This window comes from Geminocystis sp. GBBB08 (assembly GCF_016743215.1).
Lineage (GTDB): Bacteria > Cyanobacteriota > Cyanobacteriia > Cyanobacteriales > Cyanobacteriaceae > Geminocystis.
This window is the reverse complement of the sequence record NZ_VRZC01000001.1, coordinates 37,559-54,921: the sequence shown is the minus strand read 5'-3', so window position 1 is coordinate 54,921 and position 17,363 is coordinate 37,559. Positions and strand designations below refer to the sequence as shown.

Sequence of the window (17,363 nt, the reverse complement as noted above, 5' to 3'; positions counted from 1 at the left end):
TAGTATAACATCAGGAAGAATCATTAAAAGTGGTCAAACTGGTAATGCTGGCAAAATTAATATTCAAAGTGATGCACTGATTAATTTATCAGAAAGTATTGATGCTGTTGGGGATATTGGTGGAGACGTTACTTTAACTTCTATGGGGGATATTATTACTCAAAATATTAATAGTTTTGGAAGTTTAAACGGTGGTAATGTCACTATTAATAGTGATGGTAAAATTGCTATTAATGGAATATTTGCTGATGCTAATAATACTAATGGACAAGGAGGAAATGTTAATCTTATCGCTAAAGGTAGTATAACATCAGGAAGAATCATTAAAAGTGGTCAAACTGGTAATGCTGGCAAAATTAATATTCAAAGTGATGCACTGATTAATTTATCAGAAAGTATTGATGCTGTTGGGGATATTGGTGGAGACATTACTTTAACTTCTATGGGGGATATTATTACTCAAAATATTAATAGTTTTGGAAGTTTAAACGGTGGTAATGTCACTATCAATAGTCAAGAAGGATTAATTCAAACTAATTTGATTAATTCTCATTCTCTTCAAGGAAAAGGAGGTAATATCTTTGTCTCGGCGATGGGAAACGTCAACACTCAAGATATTATTACTAATTCTAACCTTGATTTAGCTGGGGAAATTAATATCAATAGTAGTAATAGTTCTGTTGTTACTGGTATTTTGAATACTACTGGCACAGTAAATAATAATATTGCTATCACATCTTCTCAAGGAATTTCCACAGGAATTGTTGATACTAATAATTTAACTTTTAATACTCTCAATGATATTGACTTGGCAACTCTTAATGTCAGAAATAATTTAAAAATTACGACTAATGGTAATATAACTGATACTGGTGTCGTCAAAGTTTTGGGTAATACTTCTCTTAACGGTGATAATATTATCCTCGATAATAATCTCAATGATTTTAATACTGTTAGTATTGTTAATGGTAATAACGTCACCCTTGCCGATATTAATGACTTAACTCTTGCCAATAGTTTAGGAAATCCTATCAATATCTTTATTTTTGGGGATTTAGATCTCCGAGTTACTGATACAACTAATATAGAGAGTAATATTCAAGCTGATAATATTTTTACTGGAAATAGTGGAATAACGATGATTAAGACAAGTAATATTAATACTAATCTTGATCAAACTTATAATAATCCTATCATTTTAGCCACAAATACAGAAATCACAGGAAATAATATCACCTTTAATAATTTCATTGACTCTTCTGTTATTCCTCAAAATTTGACAGTTATCGCCAATAATAATATTAACTATGGTGACGGAATCGGAGATGATCGCCTTGGTAGTAGTATTGGTTTAGGAAGTCTTACCTCTAACGGGCAAACAAATATTAATGTTAATATAACGGGTAATAGTATCAACACTATTGGCAATCAAATTTTTAATAGCCCAGTATTATTACAAGCTAATACTTTTCTCACGGGCAATAATCTAACTTTTAATGGTGCTATTAGTGGTGCTAATAACTTAACAGTTAATACTAATAATAACGGTATCACAACTTTCAATAACACGATACAAGGATTAAATAACCTTACAACTAATAGCGATGGTAAAACGATAATTAATGGTAACATCACTACTACCCAGATTCAAAACTATCAAAATGATGTCGAGATAGGCAATTCTGTTACTTTAACTAATAATAATATCAATTTTAATGGAACTGTTAATAGTCAGTCAGGAGAAAATAATAATTTAACGGTTGATAGTGGTACTGGTAATATTACCTTTAATCAAGCTATTGGCAATAGTCAGACTTTAGGTGATATTCTCGTTAATAGTGATGGGGAAAAAACTTTTAATACTGTAACGGCTCAAACTTTAACAACTAATAGTAACGGTATAACCAGATTAAATGGAAATATTATAACCACTGGTAATCAGGTTTATCAAGATAATGTACTAATAACTCAAAGCAATATAACTTTAACCAGTAATCAGGGTAATATCAATTTCCTTAATAATCTCAATACTGCTTCTAATAACTTAACATCAACCAGTTTTACTGGGATTAATTTTTCTGATACTGGATTAGTTTCTTCTACGGGAGGAAATTTATCCTTACAAACTAATAATCCTGATGGCAATATTTTGATCGGTAATGCAAATAATAACTCATTTTTGATCACAAATCTCGATCGCCTTAATGGATTTAATAGTATTACTATTGGTCAAAATAACACTATTGGCAGTAGTATAACTATCAATGAAAATTTAACTATAAATGATCCTTTAATTCTTCAAGCAGGTAATATTTTTGTGAATCAACCCATCAATGGTAATGATAACGCTTCTGTTACTATACAAGGTGCTGGTTCAACAACTACTCTTAACGCTGATATTCTTACTCAGGGTAATGATATAACCATCGATAATAACGTCATTTTAGGTGCAAACGTCAACCTTATTACGAATAATCAAAGTGATGTTGGAGGAAATATTCAGATTCTTGGCACGATTAATGGTAATCATAATTTAACTATGAATGGGGGTAATAGTAACATTTCCCTGACTAATAATATAGGGAATAATGAGGCTTTAAATAATTTATCTCTCACCGCTAACAATACTAATTTTAATGGTAATTTAGTCTCTACCACTGGAAATCAAAATTTGAACACTAATGTCACGCTCACACAAGATACTCTTTTCAATAGTCAGGGCTCGTTTTTAGCCCAAAATATTTCTACTAGAAATACAAATATTGAAATTAATGCTCAAAATATTGACACCCAAAATATTATTACTAATGGCGGCAATATATCCCTCACCAGTAATAATAATGGTATCTTCACTGAAGATTTAGACAGTAGTAGCAGTTTTGCTGGTGGTGCGATCGCCATAAATTCTAATACAACCATTAATACGGGAAAAATAGAGGCTATTGGTAGTAACGGTAATGGTGGAAATGTGACTTTAAATGCACCTAGTGATATTCAGGTTAGTAGTATTAACACCCGTAGCAGTAACGGTAAAGGAGGGGATATAAATATCAGTACTTTAGGGCGGTTGAAAGTAACAGACACTATTCCTGACTCTAATATTAGTATTGATAGTACTGGAGGAAATGGACAAGGAGGGGCAATTTTGATTAATTTTTTCCCTGATAATTCTCAAAAAGGATTAACCGAAGATCCCCGTTTACCTTTTATTGTAGGTGATTCAAGCAATAATGGCACAGCAGGAATTATTACAAATAGTAATTTTTCTATTGCACCCGGAAAATATTTTGAAGCTATTAAAGAAGGAAATATTAATGTTGTTTTATTAGATCCTATTCCTGAACCCCCCGTTGAGCCTCCCGTTGAGCCTCCTGTTAAGCCTCCCATTGAGCCTCCCGTTGAGCCTCCCATTGAGCCTCCCGTTGAGCCTCCCGTTGAGCCTCCTGTTAAGCCTCCCATTGAACCACCATTAATTATTCCTCAACGCCTTCCTGATATTATTAATATAATTCAAACAAGTATTAGCACTACTAATGACTCTGGAGTTGATAGTTCAAGTGTTAATATTATCGGACGTTCATCTATAATTACTTCGCCTTTTGGTCTGCAAATTTATAATATTGATCAAACTCAAGAAATTTTAACTTTCATTGAAAAAGAAACTGATCAAAAACCTGCTTTTATCTACGTTAGCTTTACCCCTAAAGGTTATCAACCAGGTGATTTAGATCAGGATTTTGCGCGGAGAGAAGCTCTCAATACTCAAGAATATCGCCGAGTTAATATCAATAAACCAAATCTTCAACCTACCCTAGCTCTTAAACCGGCTCCCGATGATCAGTTGGACATCTTAGTTATTACACAAAAAGGACGACCTATCAGAGTAACTGTACCTATAACACGGGAACAAGTAGTAAAATCTGCATCTAGTTTATGGTCAAGTATATCCGATGTTTTTGCTTTAAATGATGACTATAAACCTTTTGCTACTGAATTGTATAGTTGGTTAATTGCTCCTATTGAAGCTGAACTAAAAGAACAAAAAATATCTAACCTATTATTCATTTTACCTGCAGAAATTCGCTTTATTCCCGTGGCCGCATTATATGATGGCAATAGTAAGGAGTTTTTAGTCGAAAAATATAGTAGTGGTTTAGCTCCAAGTTTAAACTTAAATGATAATCGTTATCGCCCTATTAAAGATTTACACCTTTTAGCTATGGGTGCGTCTAGTTTTGCTGATGATAAAATTACTCCCTTACCTGCGGTTGGTGTAGAATTACCTACCATTAAAAAAGTATGGAATGATGAACCATCTCCAGAATATCAACGTTATTTGAACGAAAATTTTACTTTAGAGCAACTGAAAACGAATATTAAACGTCAACCGGTTGGAATTGTTCATTTAGGCACTCATGGAGAATTTAACCCGACAGAAACTACCAATAGTTTTATTCAATTATATAATTCTCGTTTGCCTTTAAATGAAATTAGAAATCTGAGTTTAAATAATCCTTTAGTGGAATTAATGATTTTAAGTGCTTGTGAAACTGCTTTCGGTAACGAGATTGCTGAGTTAGGGTTTGCGGGGTTGGCTGTACAAGCAGGAGTTAAAACTGCTATGGGTAGTGTTTGGCAAGTTAGTGATACTGGTACTTTAGCATTAATGACTGATTTTTATCGTCAACTCAAAATTCAAACTACCAAAGCAGAATCTTTACGACAAACTCAGTTAAATATGCTTAAAGGGAAAATTTATAAAAGTGATGATGGAAATAAAATTATTACCCCTCAATTAGAGGTTTCCTTAGAGGCATTACCGCAAGATTCTCGACAAAAAGAAGATTTTTCTCATCCTTTTTATTGGGCTCCTTTTACGATGATTGGTAATCCTTGGTAATTTAACAATTGACCATTAACAATAGATAGTGAATAATTTATAGTTGTGGAATAGGCTTCTTGTCACCTAATTTCCAACTCTTAATTATATATAGCAATCCGTTTAGGATTTGTAAACAATCAAAGATTATCAAAAATTAGCCCCAATCCTTGTAAACAATAACAAATGACTAATGACAAATGACAAAATCTTTAATTTTACCAGACACAACCGCTCATAGGAATGCTATATAATTTATCCTATATAAATATTATAATATGAAAAATATTAATTTTAATAAAAATTTTTGGTTATTTTATCTAATATATTTATCTTTTTTGTCATTAAATAATCCTGTTTTTGCTCAAGATTTTTTTATTAAAAATAATGGTAATTTTTTTTCTAATTTAGATAATAAGTACTCTTTAATTAGTCAAAACACTCCTCAAGAATTAACGGTCAAAAAAATAGAAGTAAAAGGTAATACTAATCTTACTAATTAAATTAATTCTTTTAATAATCCCTATGAAAATCAAACTAATTCTTTTAAAACTTTAGAAGAGATTGCTAATAATATTACTCAACTTTATTTGAATCAAGGTTATATTACTACACGAGCAATAGTGGAAAATGTTATTGATGACGTGGTTATTATTAGAGTTGATGAAGGACAAATAGAAACTCTCGAAATTCAAGGAGGAAAACGATTAGAAAATTATGTAAGACAAAGAATAAGTTTAGGTGCAGTAACTCCTTTTAATTCTAGTCATTTAGAAGATCAATTAAAGTTATTAAAAATTGATCCTTTAATCGAAAATATTGAAGCAACTTTAAGGCCTGGTAATGGTCAAAAACAGAGTATTTTAATCGTTAAAGTAACGGAAGCTGATCCCTTTTTTGCCACCATTGGTATTGATAATTATTCCCCCCCTAGCATTGGTGGTACTCAAATGACATTTGCGGCAGGTTATGGCAATGTTTTTGGCTTTGGGGATAGTTTTTCGGTGTCTTATCAACCTCGTTTGGAAGATTGGGCTGGTACTTATAATCTTGATTTTAACTATATCGCCCCTCTTAATCCCATGAATGGCACTTTACAGGCTAGGATTTCTTTACAAGAAAATACTGTTATCGAAGGGGATTTTCAATCATTAGATATTAGCGGCGAAAGTCAGTTTTATGATTTAACTTATCGTCAACCTTTGATTCGCACTCCCCGAAAAGAATTTGCTTTATCTTTAGGTATGAGTTATCGTAATGGTCAAACTTTCACTTTTCAAGGACCTACTCCTTTTGGTATTGGACCTGATGATGATGGTATTACTCGGACTAATGTGATTACTTTTGGTCAAGATTATATTAAACGTGACACTACAGGAGCGTGGGGGGTGCGCTCGCAACTTCGGTTAGGAGTGGGGTTATTTGATGTAACAACTTCTAATAGTGCAAATGATCCTGATGGTTATTTTTTGACATGGTTAGGACAAATTCAACGGGTACAATTATTAAACCCTGATCATTTATTAATTATTCAAGGAGATATTCAACTCAGTTTTGATCCTTTATTACCATCAGAGCAATTTGTAATTGGTGGAGGACAATCCGTAAGAGGTTATCGGCAAAATGTTCGTGCCGGAGATAATGGTTTTCGTTTTTCCATAGAAGACAGAATTACTCTTGCCAGAAATGAAGAAAGATTTCCAGTGTTTCAAATAGCACCATTTTTCGATATGGGTTCGGTTTGGAATGTCAAAGAAAACCCCAATTTTTTACCTAATCAAAGATTTATCGCTGCTTTAGGGTTAGGATTTATTTGGCAACCCATAGAAAATTTAAACCTGAGAATTGATTATGCACCACCTTTAATTAATTTGATCGATCGAGGTAATAATATTCAAGACGATGGTTTGTATTTTAATCTTAAATATAATTTTTAAATTTAGAGTTAACCAAAATACAATTTTAACCTTAATTAGGGTTTGCTGTTGGGAATCAGAAGGCTATAATCATCAAGGGTAAAGAATTTAGAATTTAGCTATTGCCCATTGCCCGAAGAATGACCAATGACAAATTTAGTTGCAAGAGTGCCCATTCCCTACCCTCATCAAAATAAAAATACTTTTTGACGCACCCCTAATTATTTAGGGCTTTTAAGAAACTTTTTATTGAGCCAAAAAACCCTAAAGATGATGGTAAATTTTGATTATCTTGATCATTATTTTCCCGTCCTGCTAAAATTCTATCCAATGTCTCTCCTAATGGTTTTTGAGACACTTGTGTGATTAATTGATATTCTTCTTCTTCTTTTTTTTGTTGCCAAATTTCCCATAGATTAGGATAACTGCGTATTACCACTGCTGATTCTAATGGACGAAAATAATAGCAAGATTCTAAAATACTTAAAAATCTTTCTCTTAATTGTCGAGCAGCATAACCGATTCCAACGATCGAAATATCTTCTAATTGTGGTGTTAATAAGATAACAGGGCGATCGCTTGCAAGATTACACAATCTTTCTACCAGAGAAACTTCTATGGAGCAAGGAGATACTACTAAAAAGAGTTTATCTGTTTCACTAATTTTCAGATCAACGGGAGTGCGACTACTACCAATATCTGTGACTTGAAATGCCGTTTCTCCCCATTCTCTTCTAGCTAAGGCGGCAGCACCTGTATCGGTAAAAAAGACTTTTAAACTCATACCATATTCATCTTCAAATAATTTAGCAAACTCGAACGCTAAATATTGAGCTTTTAGGGCAATTTCAGGGATAACTAAGTCAACGGTAATGCGATTACAACCGCTATCTAAAGCAACTTTTAATGCTGATTTCGCTTGTAAAATGGCATCTTCTAAAGTTTCAGGGAGACTTGTCATAAATAATTAGGAATGAGGAATGAAGAATTAGGAATTAGCAAAAGGTTTAAACCCCTTGTTAGGAATTAGGAATTACGGGCAAGATGCCTATTCTACGATGATTAATTACAGGTTCAGAATAATGATATAATATCACTTTGGCACTTAAAAAAAATTGTATCATAAATGACGAAAACAGCATGGGTATTTCCTGGACAAGGTTCACAAGCTCAAAATATGGGTGTAAATTTACAGGATATTGCCATCGCCCAAGAAAAATTTAACCAAGCAGAGGAAATTTTAGGTTGGTCTGTGTTAGAAATATGTCAGGGTGATGAAGAAATTTTATCCCGCACTCTTTACACTCAACCTTGTCTTTATACCATCGAAACTATTTTAGTCGATTTATTAAAAGCCGAAGGAAAAAATCCTGATTTAGTTGCAGGGCATAGTTTAGGGGAATATGTCGCTCTTTATACCGCCGGAGTTTATGATTTTGCAACAGGTTTAAAATTAGTGCAAAAACGGGGAGAGTTGATGGATAAAGCCGAAGGCGGCAAAATGGTAGCCTTAATGAAATTCGACCGACAAACCTTAGAAACAGTAATAAATGCCACAGAAAATGTGGTCATTGCTAATGATAATAGCGATGGTCAAGTGGTTATTTCAGGTGAACCGAATAAGGTTGATCAGGTAGTAAGTGAGGTTAAAGCCAAGTTAGCCGTACCTTTAAAGGTTTCTGGTGCATTTCATTCTCCTTTGATGGCTATGGCAGCTTCTGAATTCGCCCAAGTATTAGAGGGAATTAATTTTAATACTGCTAATATACCTATTTTAAGTAATGTTGATCCTATGCCTACTACTGAAAAAGACAGGATTAAACAACGATTAATCGCACAAATGACGGGGGGGGTGCGTTGGCGAGAAATAATGGCACAGTTACCCTTAGAAGACGTAACAGAGGTGATTGAAATAGGCCCAGGAAAAGTGCTTACAGGCTTACTTAAACGTAGTCTTAAAAATGTAAATTTAATTAATTTTGACTATTAATCTGGTTCTTGATGAGTTAGTATGCTAAATTAGTCAAAAAAAAGGGAAGACTTAAATTTAATCAATAATTACATAAAATCAATTTTAATAAGTTAAAACTCAATTCTTGTACCTATTACTTATTACTTAATTAAGCATACTATATACTGAAGAATCATTAATCGATTGATTATTTAAGTAAAAAAGATGTTAAGATATTCCTTGAATCAGCCAATAAGATTTATATTCAGAAATTAAAGTTGCGATCGCTTCCTTTAAATTGACATCTAAATCACCTTCTTGAATGTCAATAATTAGCTTATAAATTAACTCAAAAATGACTCGATTTTGTTTATCCATCATAACAAATTGACCATTTTTTGTATAGTTAAGTTTTTCAATTTCTTCCTTGCCAACCTTACCTGTGATAAAACCTTCCCTTTCATCTCGAAGCAAAGTAAATTTAATCTGTTTATGGGAAAAAACCAGTTGGTTAAAATTCTTCATTCTGGCGGTAAAACCACCACCACTAATTTGTAAAAAAGCAACGGCATATTGAAGGTTATTGTTAATAATTAATAAGTGATTTGGTAAAGATTTTTTGCCTAACATTAATTGATCAATTTTGATAGTGTTATTATATTTTTGAAAAGCCTCCATAATTGTCACTAATTTTCCTATATCATCATCATCGGTAATAATATGAGGGTGACTATAATCATCGTTTAAAAATTTCTTTGTTTCGATTAAATAGTCTTGTATTTTTCTCTGAGAATCACTAACATTAATTTTGGGTTGACAATCACTAACATTATTCTCTTTAACAGATTGTAAAGGTTTAATAGTTTCTGTTGCTTTGTCTAATAATGAAGGTTTATTTTTCGGTTTATTTTTAAGTTTTAGCTCGGGTGATTCTAGTTCTAAATTTGTCGTTAATCTATTTTTTGCTTGACTTAATTCTGTTGTTAATTGTTGTATTAATAAATTTTTTTGTTTAATTAATTCCTCTTTTTCTCTTAATAATTCATTTTTTTTCATTAAAATAGTATTGTTATTATTTAAAGTTTGCTTATTTTGATAATCTAAATTATCCTTAATTAAAGGTGAGCAAATATTGATAAATTGTTGGAAAGCTGTCTCGAATTTTGTTAATTTTTCTTCTGCTGAAAGAGGAGAAGATGATAAATTAGTTTGTGGTTGATTATTATTTAAACTGTTAAAGGAATTAGGTTGATTGTGACTAGGATTCGTATTGTTAGGTAAAGGAAGATTTTGACTTTTATAACGAAAATAATCAGAGGCTTTATTAATAACTTTTCGGATAGAAGATTCTTGTAAGATAAGTCTTAAATCATCTTGAGTAAATAATTCATCAATTTTGACTCCCAATGCCTGACATTTTAAATTTAAAATTTGCAATAAGTCTTCAGGAGAAGGGCGATTTAAAAAGATTGGATGTTGGGATAATCTATCGGTGACGGAAGCATCAAAATATTGCTGAAATTTATGCCAACGATCAGGAAAAAGATTTACAATAATTAAACTGTTAGGAACATGAGTTAAGATTTCTCTAATAGCATCACCAAAACTGATTAAAAGAGTAGGATTGTTTATTAAAGATTCTAACTGATCAAAGACAATAATTAAAGGTTCATCTAAAGTGGATAATTGCCCAAATAAACTCATTGCCTCTAAGGAAAAATCTTCTCTACTTAAATCTTCCTGCCAATTATTTAACCCTATTTGTTGGCAAATATCATCACTTAATTCGCTACCGGCTAACCATCTTCTGACTTCATCTTTGTAACGAATACCACTAAGAGGATTGTCTTTATAGCTACAAAACTTAATAATTCCTCGCAAAATATTAGAAGAATAACCACCAGCAGAATAATTATTTTCCCACCATTGAGTAATTTTACTGTCAATATATTTCCAATTATTGCCGTGTTGTTGTGTGCCTTCTTTTCCTAGTCGATCGAACAAACTTAGGGTATCATTTTTGAGAGATTGAATAATATTATCTAATTTTTGAGTAGAATCTTGAGATTGAATTAACTCCAAAATTCGAGTAAAACTACGAGCTAATAATAAATCTAACTGAGTGCGTTCACTATTAGCAATACTAACTTTTTCGGCAAAAGATTCTAAAATTCTGGCATAAATATGGTGCATCACCGAAGAAGGATTATTAGGCTGACGCACATATAATAAACGATTAGTTTGTAAAGTTTCCTTTGCTAATCGCATCATTAAATGAGTTTTACCGTTACCTGCTTCCCCCATGACAACAGCGGCTTTACTTTGTCGATTAGCGTCATTTTTAATGTCATTAACAATTGACTTGAGAAAACTAAATTCATTTTGATAAATATGATTAAAGTCGAGATGATTTTGGAAAGGATTATCAACTCGGTTGCTAATAAAAGGATTGGCAATATTATTCACAGATAAAGACATGGGTGTCGTTTTCGTCATGGAAAGTAAATGTAAATATAATTGTAAAGTAAATAGGGCATCATAACGAGCATTATGAGCATGAATATCTCGAAAAAGTTGATTATTGACTTTTAATCTGATTTTTTTTGAGAGAAATCTGAGGCTATAACTTTGACAATCAGGATAAATTTTTTTTGCTAATTCTACAGTACAAATAAAGGAAACTTTAGGTAAATTTTGTCCACATTTTAGAAAACTATTACGAAGAATAGTAGCATCATGTTGAGCATTATGACAAATAATTGTTTTATTTGATAATAACTGGGATAAATCGGCGATAATTAATTCTAAAGACTGAATTTTTAGTTTCACTTTATTATCTTGAGAATTAGTAAAGGCTTCATAGATAAGTTTTCCTTGACTATCAATAATAGCAATTTCTCTAAGTATATCCGCCCCTTCCGTATCGATAACAATAAATTCTGTCATTATCAAAAAATTTATCTCCTTGAATATAATTAGGAATAAGGAATGAGAAATTAGAAAAGGCTTGATATTAGAAGATAGGAAGAGGAGAAAAAATTAATTCCTCATTACCGATTGACGATTATATGAAGTTAGACTAATTAGAGGTGTGTCAAAAAGTTGGTGAAGATAGGGATACCCCCTTTATCCATCCTTTTAAAGTGACAAGGTAACGATGCTCAATTTCTTCATTCTAAATTCTAAATTCTAAATTCTAAATTCTAAATTCTAAATTTCTAAATTCTAAATTCTAAATTCTAAATTTCCTCAGCATACCTTAATTAGTCACAAAAACTTTGCTACCTTCTTTGCGTGTTTACCCACCGAAAAAGAGATTTTTCTGATAATTCTTTAATCAAATTTGATATTACCAATTACCAATTACTGATTACTAATGTCTTTTTCTAATTCATTAAAGATAAAATTAAATAAATTATTACTTAATCTCACCCTCAAGGAAAAATTAGGATTTTCTTTTGGTATAACTATTTTTCTTCTTTCCCTTTTATATAATTTTATTGTCTTTCAGTCTGTTAGAAATAAAGTAAAAGAAGATCAAAGTTTTTTATTACAACAAATTAGTCATGAATTAGTTAATACCTTTGATAAACTAATGTATAGACGTTCTACGGATATTCGCAATATGACTATCTTATCAGAATTTAGGGATGAGGGGTTATATAAAAATAATCGTCGTTTTTTGCTGGAAAAATTACAAGAAAGCTATGAAGGTTATGCTTGGATAGGTTTTGCGGATACTCAAGGAAAAGTCAAAATTAGCACTAAAGGAATTTTAGAAGGAGAAAATGTCAGTCAACGCCCTTGGTTTATTGCAGCTTTAAAAGGCAGTTTTGTGGGAGATGTGCATGAAGCTAAATTATTAGCGAAAAAATTACCGCCTCTTCCTAATGGTGAACCTTTAAGATTTCTTGACGTAGCACATCCAGTCTATAATGAGAAAAATGAGTTGATAGGTGTTTTAGGGGCACATTTGAGTTGGCAATGGATAGAAGATTTAAGTAATTCTTTAATGGCAAATATACCTAAAGATAAACAGATTGAGATTTTAATTCTCGATAAACAAGGAAAAATTATTTTTGATTCAGAAAAAAAACTCGAAGGAAAAAATATTAATAATATTATCCCTTTAATCGATTTGAATCAATCTACTTTTTTATTTCAACGGAAAAATTTTCAAGGAAAAGAATTTTTAATCAGTCATAATCGAGATAAAGGTTACTTAACTTATCCCGGATTAGGATGGCATATTCTGGTTAAACAACCCATGGAAATAGTTTTTCAATCGGCGGATGATTTACAAAGAAAAATTTTTATTTCAGGATTACTATTAGCCACACTTTTTTCTTGGATAGGCTGGAAAATTGCTGAAGAAATTATGAAGCCTTTATTAAATATTGCATATGAAGCTGATCAAATTCGTAAAGGAAATCGCTCAGTTTCTTTATGTGAAATTACTGAAAATAGTTTTTTTTATCAAGGTAAAAATGAGATTCTTTTATTATCTTCTAGTTTAAAAGATCTAGTCCAAAATTTAATCACTAAAGAAAACAAACTAATAAAAAGTAATCAAGAATTAGAAAATAAAATTTTTGAAAGGACAAAAGAGTTACAGGAAGCAAAAGAAATAGCAGAAAAAGCTAATAAAGCAAAAAGTATTTTTTTATCGAATATGAGTCATGAATTACGCACTCCTTTAAATGCTATTTTAGGTTTTTCTCAACTAATGAAAGATGATCATACTTTAACTTTAGAGAATAAAGACAATCTTTATATAATTATTAATAGTAGTGAACATTTATTATCCTTAATTAATGAAGTTTTAGAATTATCGAAAATTGAAGCAGGGCAAGTTACCTTTAATGAAACTGCCTTTAATCTTCATAACTTATTAAAATCTTTAAAATCTATGTTGCAAATAAAAGCCAATGAGAAAAATATAGATTTAATTTTCAATTTAGAGGATAACTTACCTGAATTTATTGTTACAGATGAAAGTAAGTTAAGACAAATTTTCCTCAATTTAATCAGCAATTCTTTAAAATTTACTCAACAAGGAAATATAATTCTTACAGGAAAATTAATCAGCGAAAATCAACTTTATTTTGCCGTTAAAGATACAGGAGTAGGCATGAAACAAGATGATTTAGATAAACTTTTTACCCCATTTTTTCAAACAGAATCAGGAATAAAATCAAAACAAGGCACTGGTTTAGGTTTATTGATTTCTCGTCAATTTGTGGAATTAATGGGGGGAGACATGAAAGTTGAAAGTGAGTTTAATAAAGGTACAACTTTTTATTTTACGATTAATTTTACTCCTGTTTCTTCCTTAGCTTCTTCTAAAATTTTACCGACTCAAAAAATAATCGGTTTAGCAGAGAATACTCCCATTTATCGTATTTTAATAGTAGATGATAATGAGCAAAATCGTTTATTATTACACAAACTCTTAAAACCTTTAAATTTTGACATCAAAGAAGCTATTAACGGTAAAGAAGCTGTAGAAATTACTGAAAATTGGCAACCTCACTTAATTTGGATGGATATAGGAATGCCAGTAATGGATGGTTATCAAGCAACCAAACTGATTCGTAAAAATAGTCAAAATTCTTCTTCTAATCCTGTTATTATTGCTTTAACTGCCCATGCTTTTATGGAAGAAAAAGACGACATTTTAGGGTGTGGTTGTGATGATGTAATTAGTAAACCTTTTGTTACATCAATTATTTTCGAGAAGTTACAACATTTTTTACATCTCGAATATGTCTATGAATCAACTTCAGAAACTCTCATGATTCCTGAAACAAAAAATGTTGAAATGTTAACAGAAAAAATCTCCCCTTTAAATAGGAAAATTTTGGTGGCTGAAGATAATCGAGTTAATCAAAAATTAATTTTAAGTTTGTTAAAAAAACTAGGTTACTCGGCGGATATCGCTAATAATGGCAAAGAAGTTATAGAGGCGATCGAAAAACAAGTATATGATATTATTTTTATGGATATTGAAATGCCTGAAATGGATGGCATAACGGCTACAAAAAAAATTCATGAAGTTTTACCATCAGAAAATCTACCAATAGTTATAGCGATGAGTGCCCATGATGACGATGAAAATAAGAAAATTTGTGAGGAGGTAGGCATGAAAGACTATCTACCCAAACCCATTAAGTTATCAAAATTAGAGTTAATTTTAAGCAATTTTTTGTCTTAATGTCAAAGAGTGTTTGACTGTTTATAATTTGATGATTAATGTTAGCAATTTTACTCTCAATTTTTATTTTTGCAATTATCTATGATTTCATCTCCCAAAATTAATTCTCCGTCTCTTACTCAAAGTATTATTAAACTTCTCCGTTGGGATAAACCAGCAGGAAGATTAATTCTCATGATTCCTGCCTTATGGGCAGTATTTTTAGCTGCAAGGGGTAAACCTCCTTTAATTTTAGTTGGTATTATCATTTTAGGTAGTTTAGCCACCAGTGCTGCCGGATGTGTTATCAATGACTTATGGGATCATAACATAGATAATCAAGTAGAAAGAACGAAAAATCGCCCTATTGCTTCCCGTGCTTTATCAATCAAAGTCGGTATCATTGTTTTTATTATCAGTTTAACCTGTGCCGCCGCATTGACATTTTATCTAAATTCTCTTAGTTTTTGGCTAAGTGTAGCCTCTGTACCGGTAATTATCTGTTATCCTTTAGCTAAACGAGTTTTTCCTATCCCCCAATTAATTTTATCTATCGCTTGGGGTTTTGCCGTCTTAATTAGTTGGAGTGCGGTGACGGGTAATCTTACTTATAATACTTGGCTATTGTGGGTAGCTACAATTACTTGGACAATGGGCTTTGATACAATTTATGCTATGGCAGATAAACCAGATGATCTGAAACTAGGGATTAATTCTAGTGCTATCTTTTTTGGCGATTTGGCAAAGGAAGCAGTGGGTTTATTTTTCGCTCTCACTGCAGGTTTATTCGCTTATATTGGCTCAACAAACGGTTTTAACTTCATTTTTGGACTCCTATGGGCGATCGCTGTTATTCTTTGGGTAGGGCAATATATAGATTTACAACAAAAAAATCAAGAATTAATTAATTATGGACAAATTTTTAGTCAAAATGTGTGGATAGGTTTTATTTTATTATTAGGTATTATCTTCGGAAATTAGGAGACTCTTAAGACTCTTAAAACTAGAAGACTCTTAAGAATTTTTGCTTTCTGATTCTAAATTCTAAATTCTAAATTCTAAGTATAACTATCATTAAAACTTTGAATAACTGGCTAGGTTTAATTATCGGCAACTCCCGACTCCATTGGTGCTATTTTCAAGACGAAAAAATACAACAAACATGGAATACTTCTCAAGCTGAATCTTTGGCAGAGTTACCCCATATTTTAGATAAGACTCTTTATTCTTACTTAAAAGCACAAATTCCCTTATATATCGCCTCGGTTGTGCCTTCGGTTACGAAAATCTATTTATCTCTCCCTCAAACTACCATTATTAATCCGAACATTCTTCCTTTACAAGATATTTATTCAACTATGGGAGTCGATCGCATTTTAGCATTATGGGGGGCAGGATGTACTTATGGTTTTCCTTGTCTGGTAATTGATAGCGGCACTGCTTTAACTTTTACCGGCGCAGATGAAGATAAAAAATTAATCGGCGGTGCAATTCTTCCGGGAGTAAAATTACAATTACAAACTCTTTTTTTCAATACCGCAGCTTTACCAGAAGTTGAGATAATCAGGGAAATAATACCTCGTTGGGCAAAAAATACTCCTTGTGCAATACAAAGTGGTGTTATCTATACTCTTATCGCCACTATAGGAGATTTTAGTCAAGATTGGTTAACTAAATACCCTGAAAGTAACATTATTTTAACTGGCGGTGACGCTTTATTATTATTTCAATATTTAGAAGTGATTTTACCTGATATTAGTAATAAAATTGTACTCAATTCTCACCTAATTTTTTTAGGAATACAAAAATATATAGAAGATTTATAACTACTTATTCTTTATTATACCAACAAAATTTATTTTTATTCATATTCATAAATAAACTAAGAAAGCATCTAAGTTGATTTTTTAAGATAGGAAAGAGCGAATTTGGCAAGAGGGAAAAGGGAAGTAAACGTTTGAGTCAAGGTAAAGGGTTTAAACCCCTTGTTAGGAGTTAGCAAAAAAATATAAGTTAAATGAATGCGTCTTGGCTTAACCATAAGCAATTGAAAATATTTAATACACTATTTATATATTTTTGTCAATTTATTGCAAAATAACTTAACATAATGTTAAAATACTTAACATAAGCAATCATAAAAATATATTAATCATGGAAGCAAAAAACAGTTTTGTAGTAGAGGATCAAGGACGTTTGAATAACTACGCCATTGAGCCTAAAATGTATGTAGATTCAAATCAACAATTTGGTTTCAATAAATATGCTGAGAAATTAAATGGTCGTTTAGCGATGATCGGTTTTATTTCTCTTATTAGTTTTGAAGTGTTAACCGGGCAAGGTTTAATCACTTGGTTTACTAACCTTTAAATTAAAAAATGTCTTATCTTGTCATAAAGGAGAGATTCTTATGATAAGATAAAG

The 17,363-nt window shown here is 31.5% G+C and carries 10 protein-coding genes; 8 read left to right on the top strand and 2 right to left on the bottom strand.

The features are described from left to right. The 3 genes from FWJ34_RS00235 to FWJ34_RS00225 all read left to right on the top strand — a co-directional run. On the top strand, positions 1–4,900 hold a 4,900-nt coding region (locus FWJ34_RS00235), incomplete at its 5' end, for a CHAT domain-containing protein (RefSeq protein ID WP_308253226.1). A 257-nt stretch (positions 4,901–5,157) separates the two neighbouring features. Continuing rightward, entirely contained in the window at positions 5,158–5,382 is a 225-nt protein-coding gene (locus tag FWJ34_RS00230) for a hypothetical protein (protein WP_308253224.1), read from the top strand. Beyond that, positions 5,383–6,816, top strand: coding sequence for a ShlB/FhaC/HecB family hemolysin secretion/activation protein (locus tag FWJ34_RS00225; protein WP_308253253.1), 1,434 nt, complete (start codon positions 5,383–5,385; stop codon positions 6,814–6,816). It abuts the gene before it with no gap. Positions 6,817–7,012: 196 nt separating this feature from the next. Here FWJ34_RS00225 and FWJ34_RS00220 read toward each other — a convergent pair whose 3' ends face one another. Further along, positions 7,013–7,756 (bottom strand): DUF1995 family protein, encoded by a 744-nt coding sequence (locus tag FWJ34_RS00220; protein ID WP_308253223.1) that lies wholly within the window; start codon positions 7,754–7,756, stop codon positions 7,013–7,015. Between the two features lie 165 nt (positions 7,757–7,921). Between FWJ34_RS00220 and fabD the strand changes: the two genes are divergently transcribed. Next, the gene (fabD, locus tag FWJ34_RS00215) at positions 7,922–8,785 is read left to right on the top strand and encodes an ACP S-malonyltransferase (RefSeq protein WP_308253222.1); all 864 of its coding nucleotides are present in this window, start codon (positions 7,922–7,924) and stop codon (positions 8,783–8,785) included. Between the two features lie 189 nt (positions 8,786–8,974). Here the strand turns inward: fabD and FWJ34_RS00210 are convergent, their stop codons facing one another. Next, positions 8,975–11,692 (bottom strand): 3'-5' exonuclease, encoded by a 2,718-nt coding sequence (locus FWJ34_RS00210; RefSeq protein ID WP_308253221.1) that lies wholly within the window; start codon positions 11,690–11,692, stop codon positions 8,975–8,977. Between the two features lie 430 nt (positions 11,693–12,122). On the opposite strand from FWJ34_RS00210, the gene FWJ34_RS00205 reads away from it, so the two are divergent. The 4 genes from FWJ34_RS00205 (at position 12,123) to FWJ34_RS00190 (ending at position 17,309) form a co-directional block, all read left to right on the top strand. Continuing rightward, positions 12,123–14,960, top strand: a complete 2,838-nt coding sequence (locus FWJ34_RS00205) for a response regulator (protein ID WP_308253220.1) — start codon at positions 12,123–12,125, stop codon at positions 14,958–14,960. An 81-nt stretch (positions 14,961–15,041) separates the two neighbouring features. Continuing rightward, complete coding sequence (locus tag FWJ34_RS00200; protein WP_308253219.1) at positions 15,042–15,920, top strand: 4-hydroxybenzoate solanesyltransferase; 879 nt, start codon at positions 15,042–15,044, stop codon at positions 15,918–15,920. A 101-nt stretch (positions 15,921–16,021) separates the two neighbouring features. Next, positions 16,022–16,765 (top strand): pantothenate kinase, encoded by a 744-nt coding sequence (locus FWJ34_RS00195; RefSeq protein WP_308253218.1) that lies wholly within the window; start codon positions 16,022–16,024, stop codon positions 16,763–16,765. Between the two features lie 328 nt (positions 16,766–17,093). Further along, entirely contained in the window at positions 17,094–17,309 is a 216-nt protein-coding gene (locus tag FWJ34_RS00190) for a chlorophyll a/b-binding protein (RefSeq protein ID WP_308253217.1), read from the top strand. Positions 17,310–17,363 lie beyond the last annotated feature (54 nt).

Bases quoted from the DNA above. Each gene is read 5' to 3' on its own strand.
- FWJ34_RS00200 (WP_308253219.1), top strand. From the start codon at position 15,042: ATGATTTCATCTCCCAAAATTAATTCTCCGTCTCTTACTCAAAGTATT.
- FWJ34_RS00205 (WP_308253220.1), top strand. From the start codon at position 12,123: ATGTCTTTTTCTAATTCATTAAAGATAAAATTAAATAAATTATTACTT.
- FWJ34_RS00190 (WP_308253217.1), top strand. From the start codon at position 17,094: ATGGAAGCAAAAAACAGTTTTGTAGTAGAGGATCAAGGACGTTTGAAT.
- FWJ34_RS00230 (WP_308253224.1), top strand. From the start codon at position 5,158: ATGAAAAATATTAATTTTAATAAAAATTTTTGGTTATTTTATCTAATA.
- fabD (WP_308253222.1), top strand. From the start codon at position 7,922: ATGACGAAAACAGCATGGGTATTTCCTGGACAAGGTTCACAAGCTCAA.
- FWJ34_RS00210 (WP_308253221.1), bottom strand. From the start codon at position 11,692: ATGACAGAATTTATTGTTATCGATACGGAAGGGGCGGATATACTTAGA.
- FWJ34_RS00220 (WP_308253223.1), bottom strand. From the start codon at position 7,756: ATGACAAGTCTCCCTGAAACTTTAGAAGATGCCATTTTACAAGCGAAA.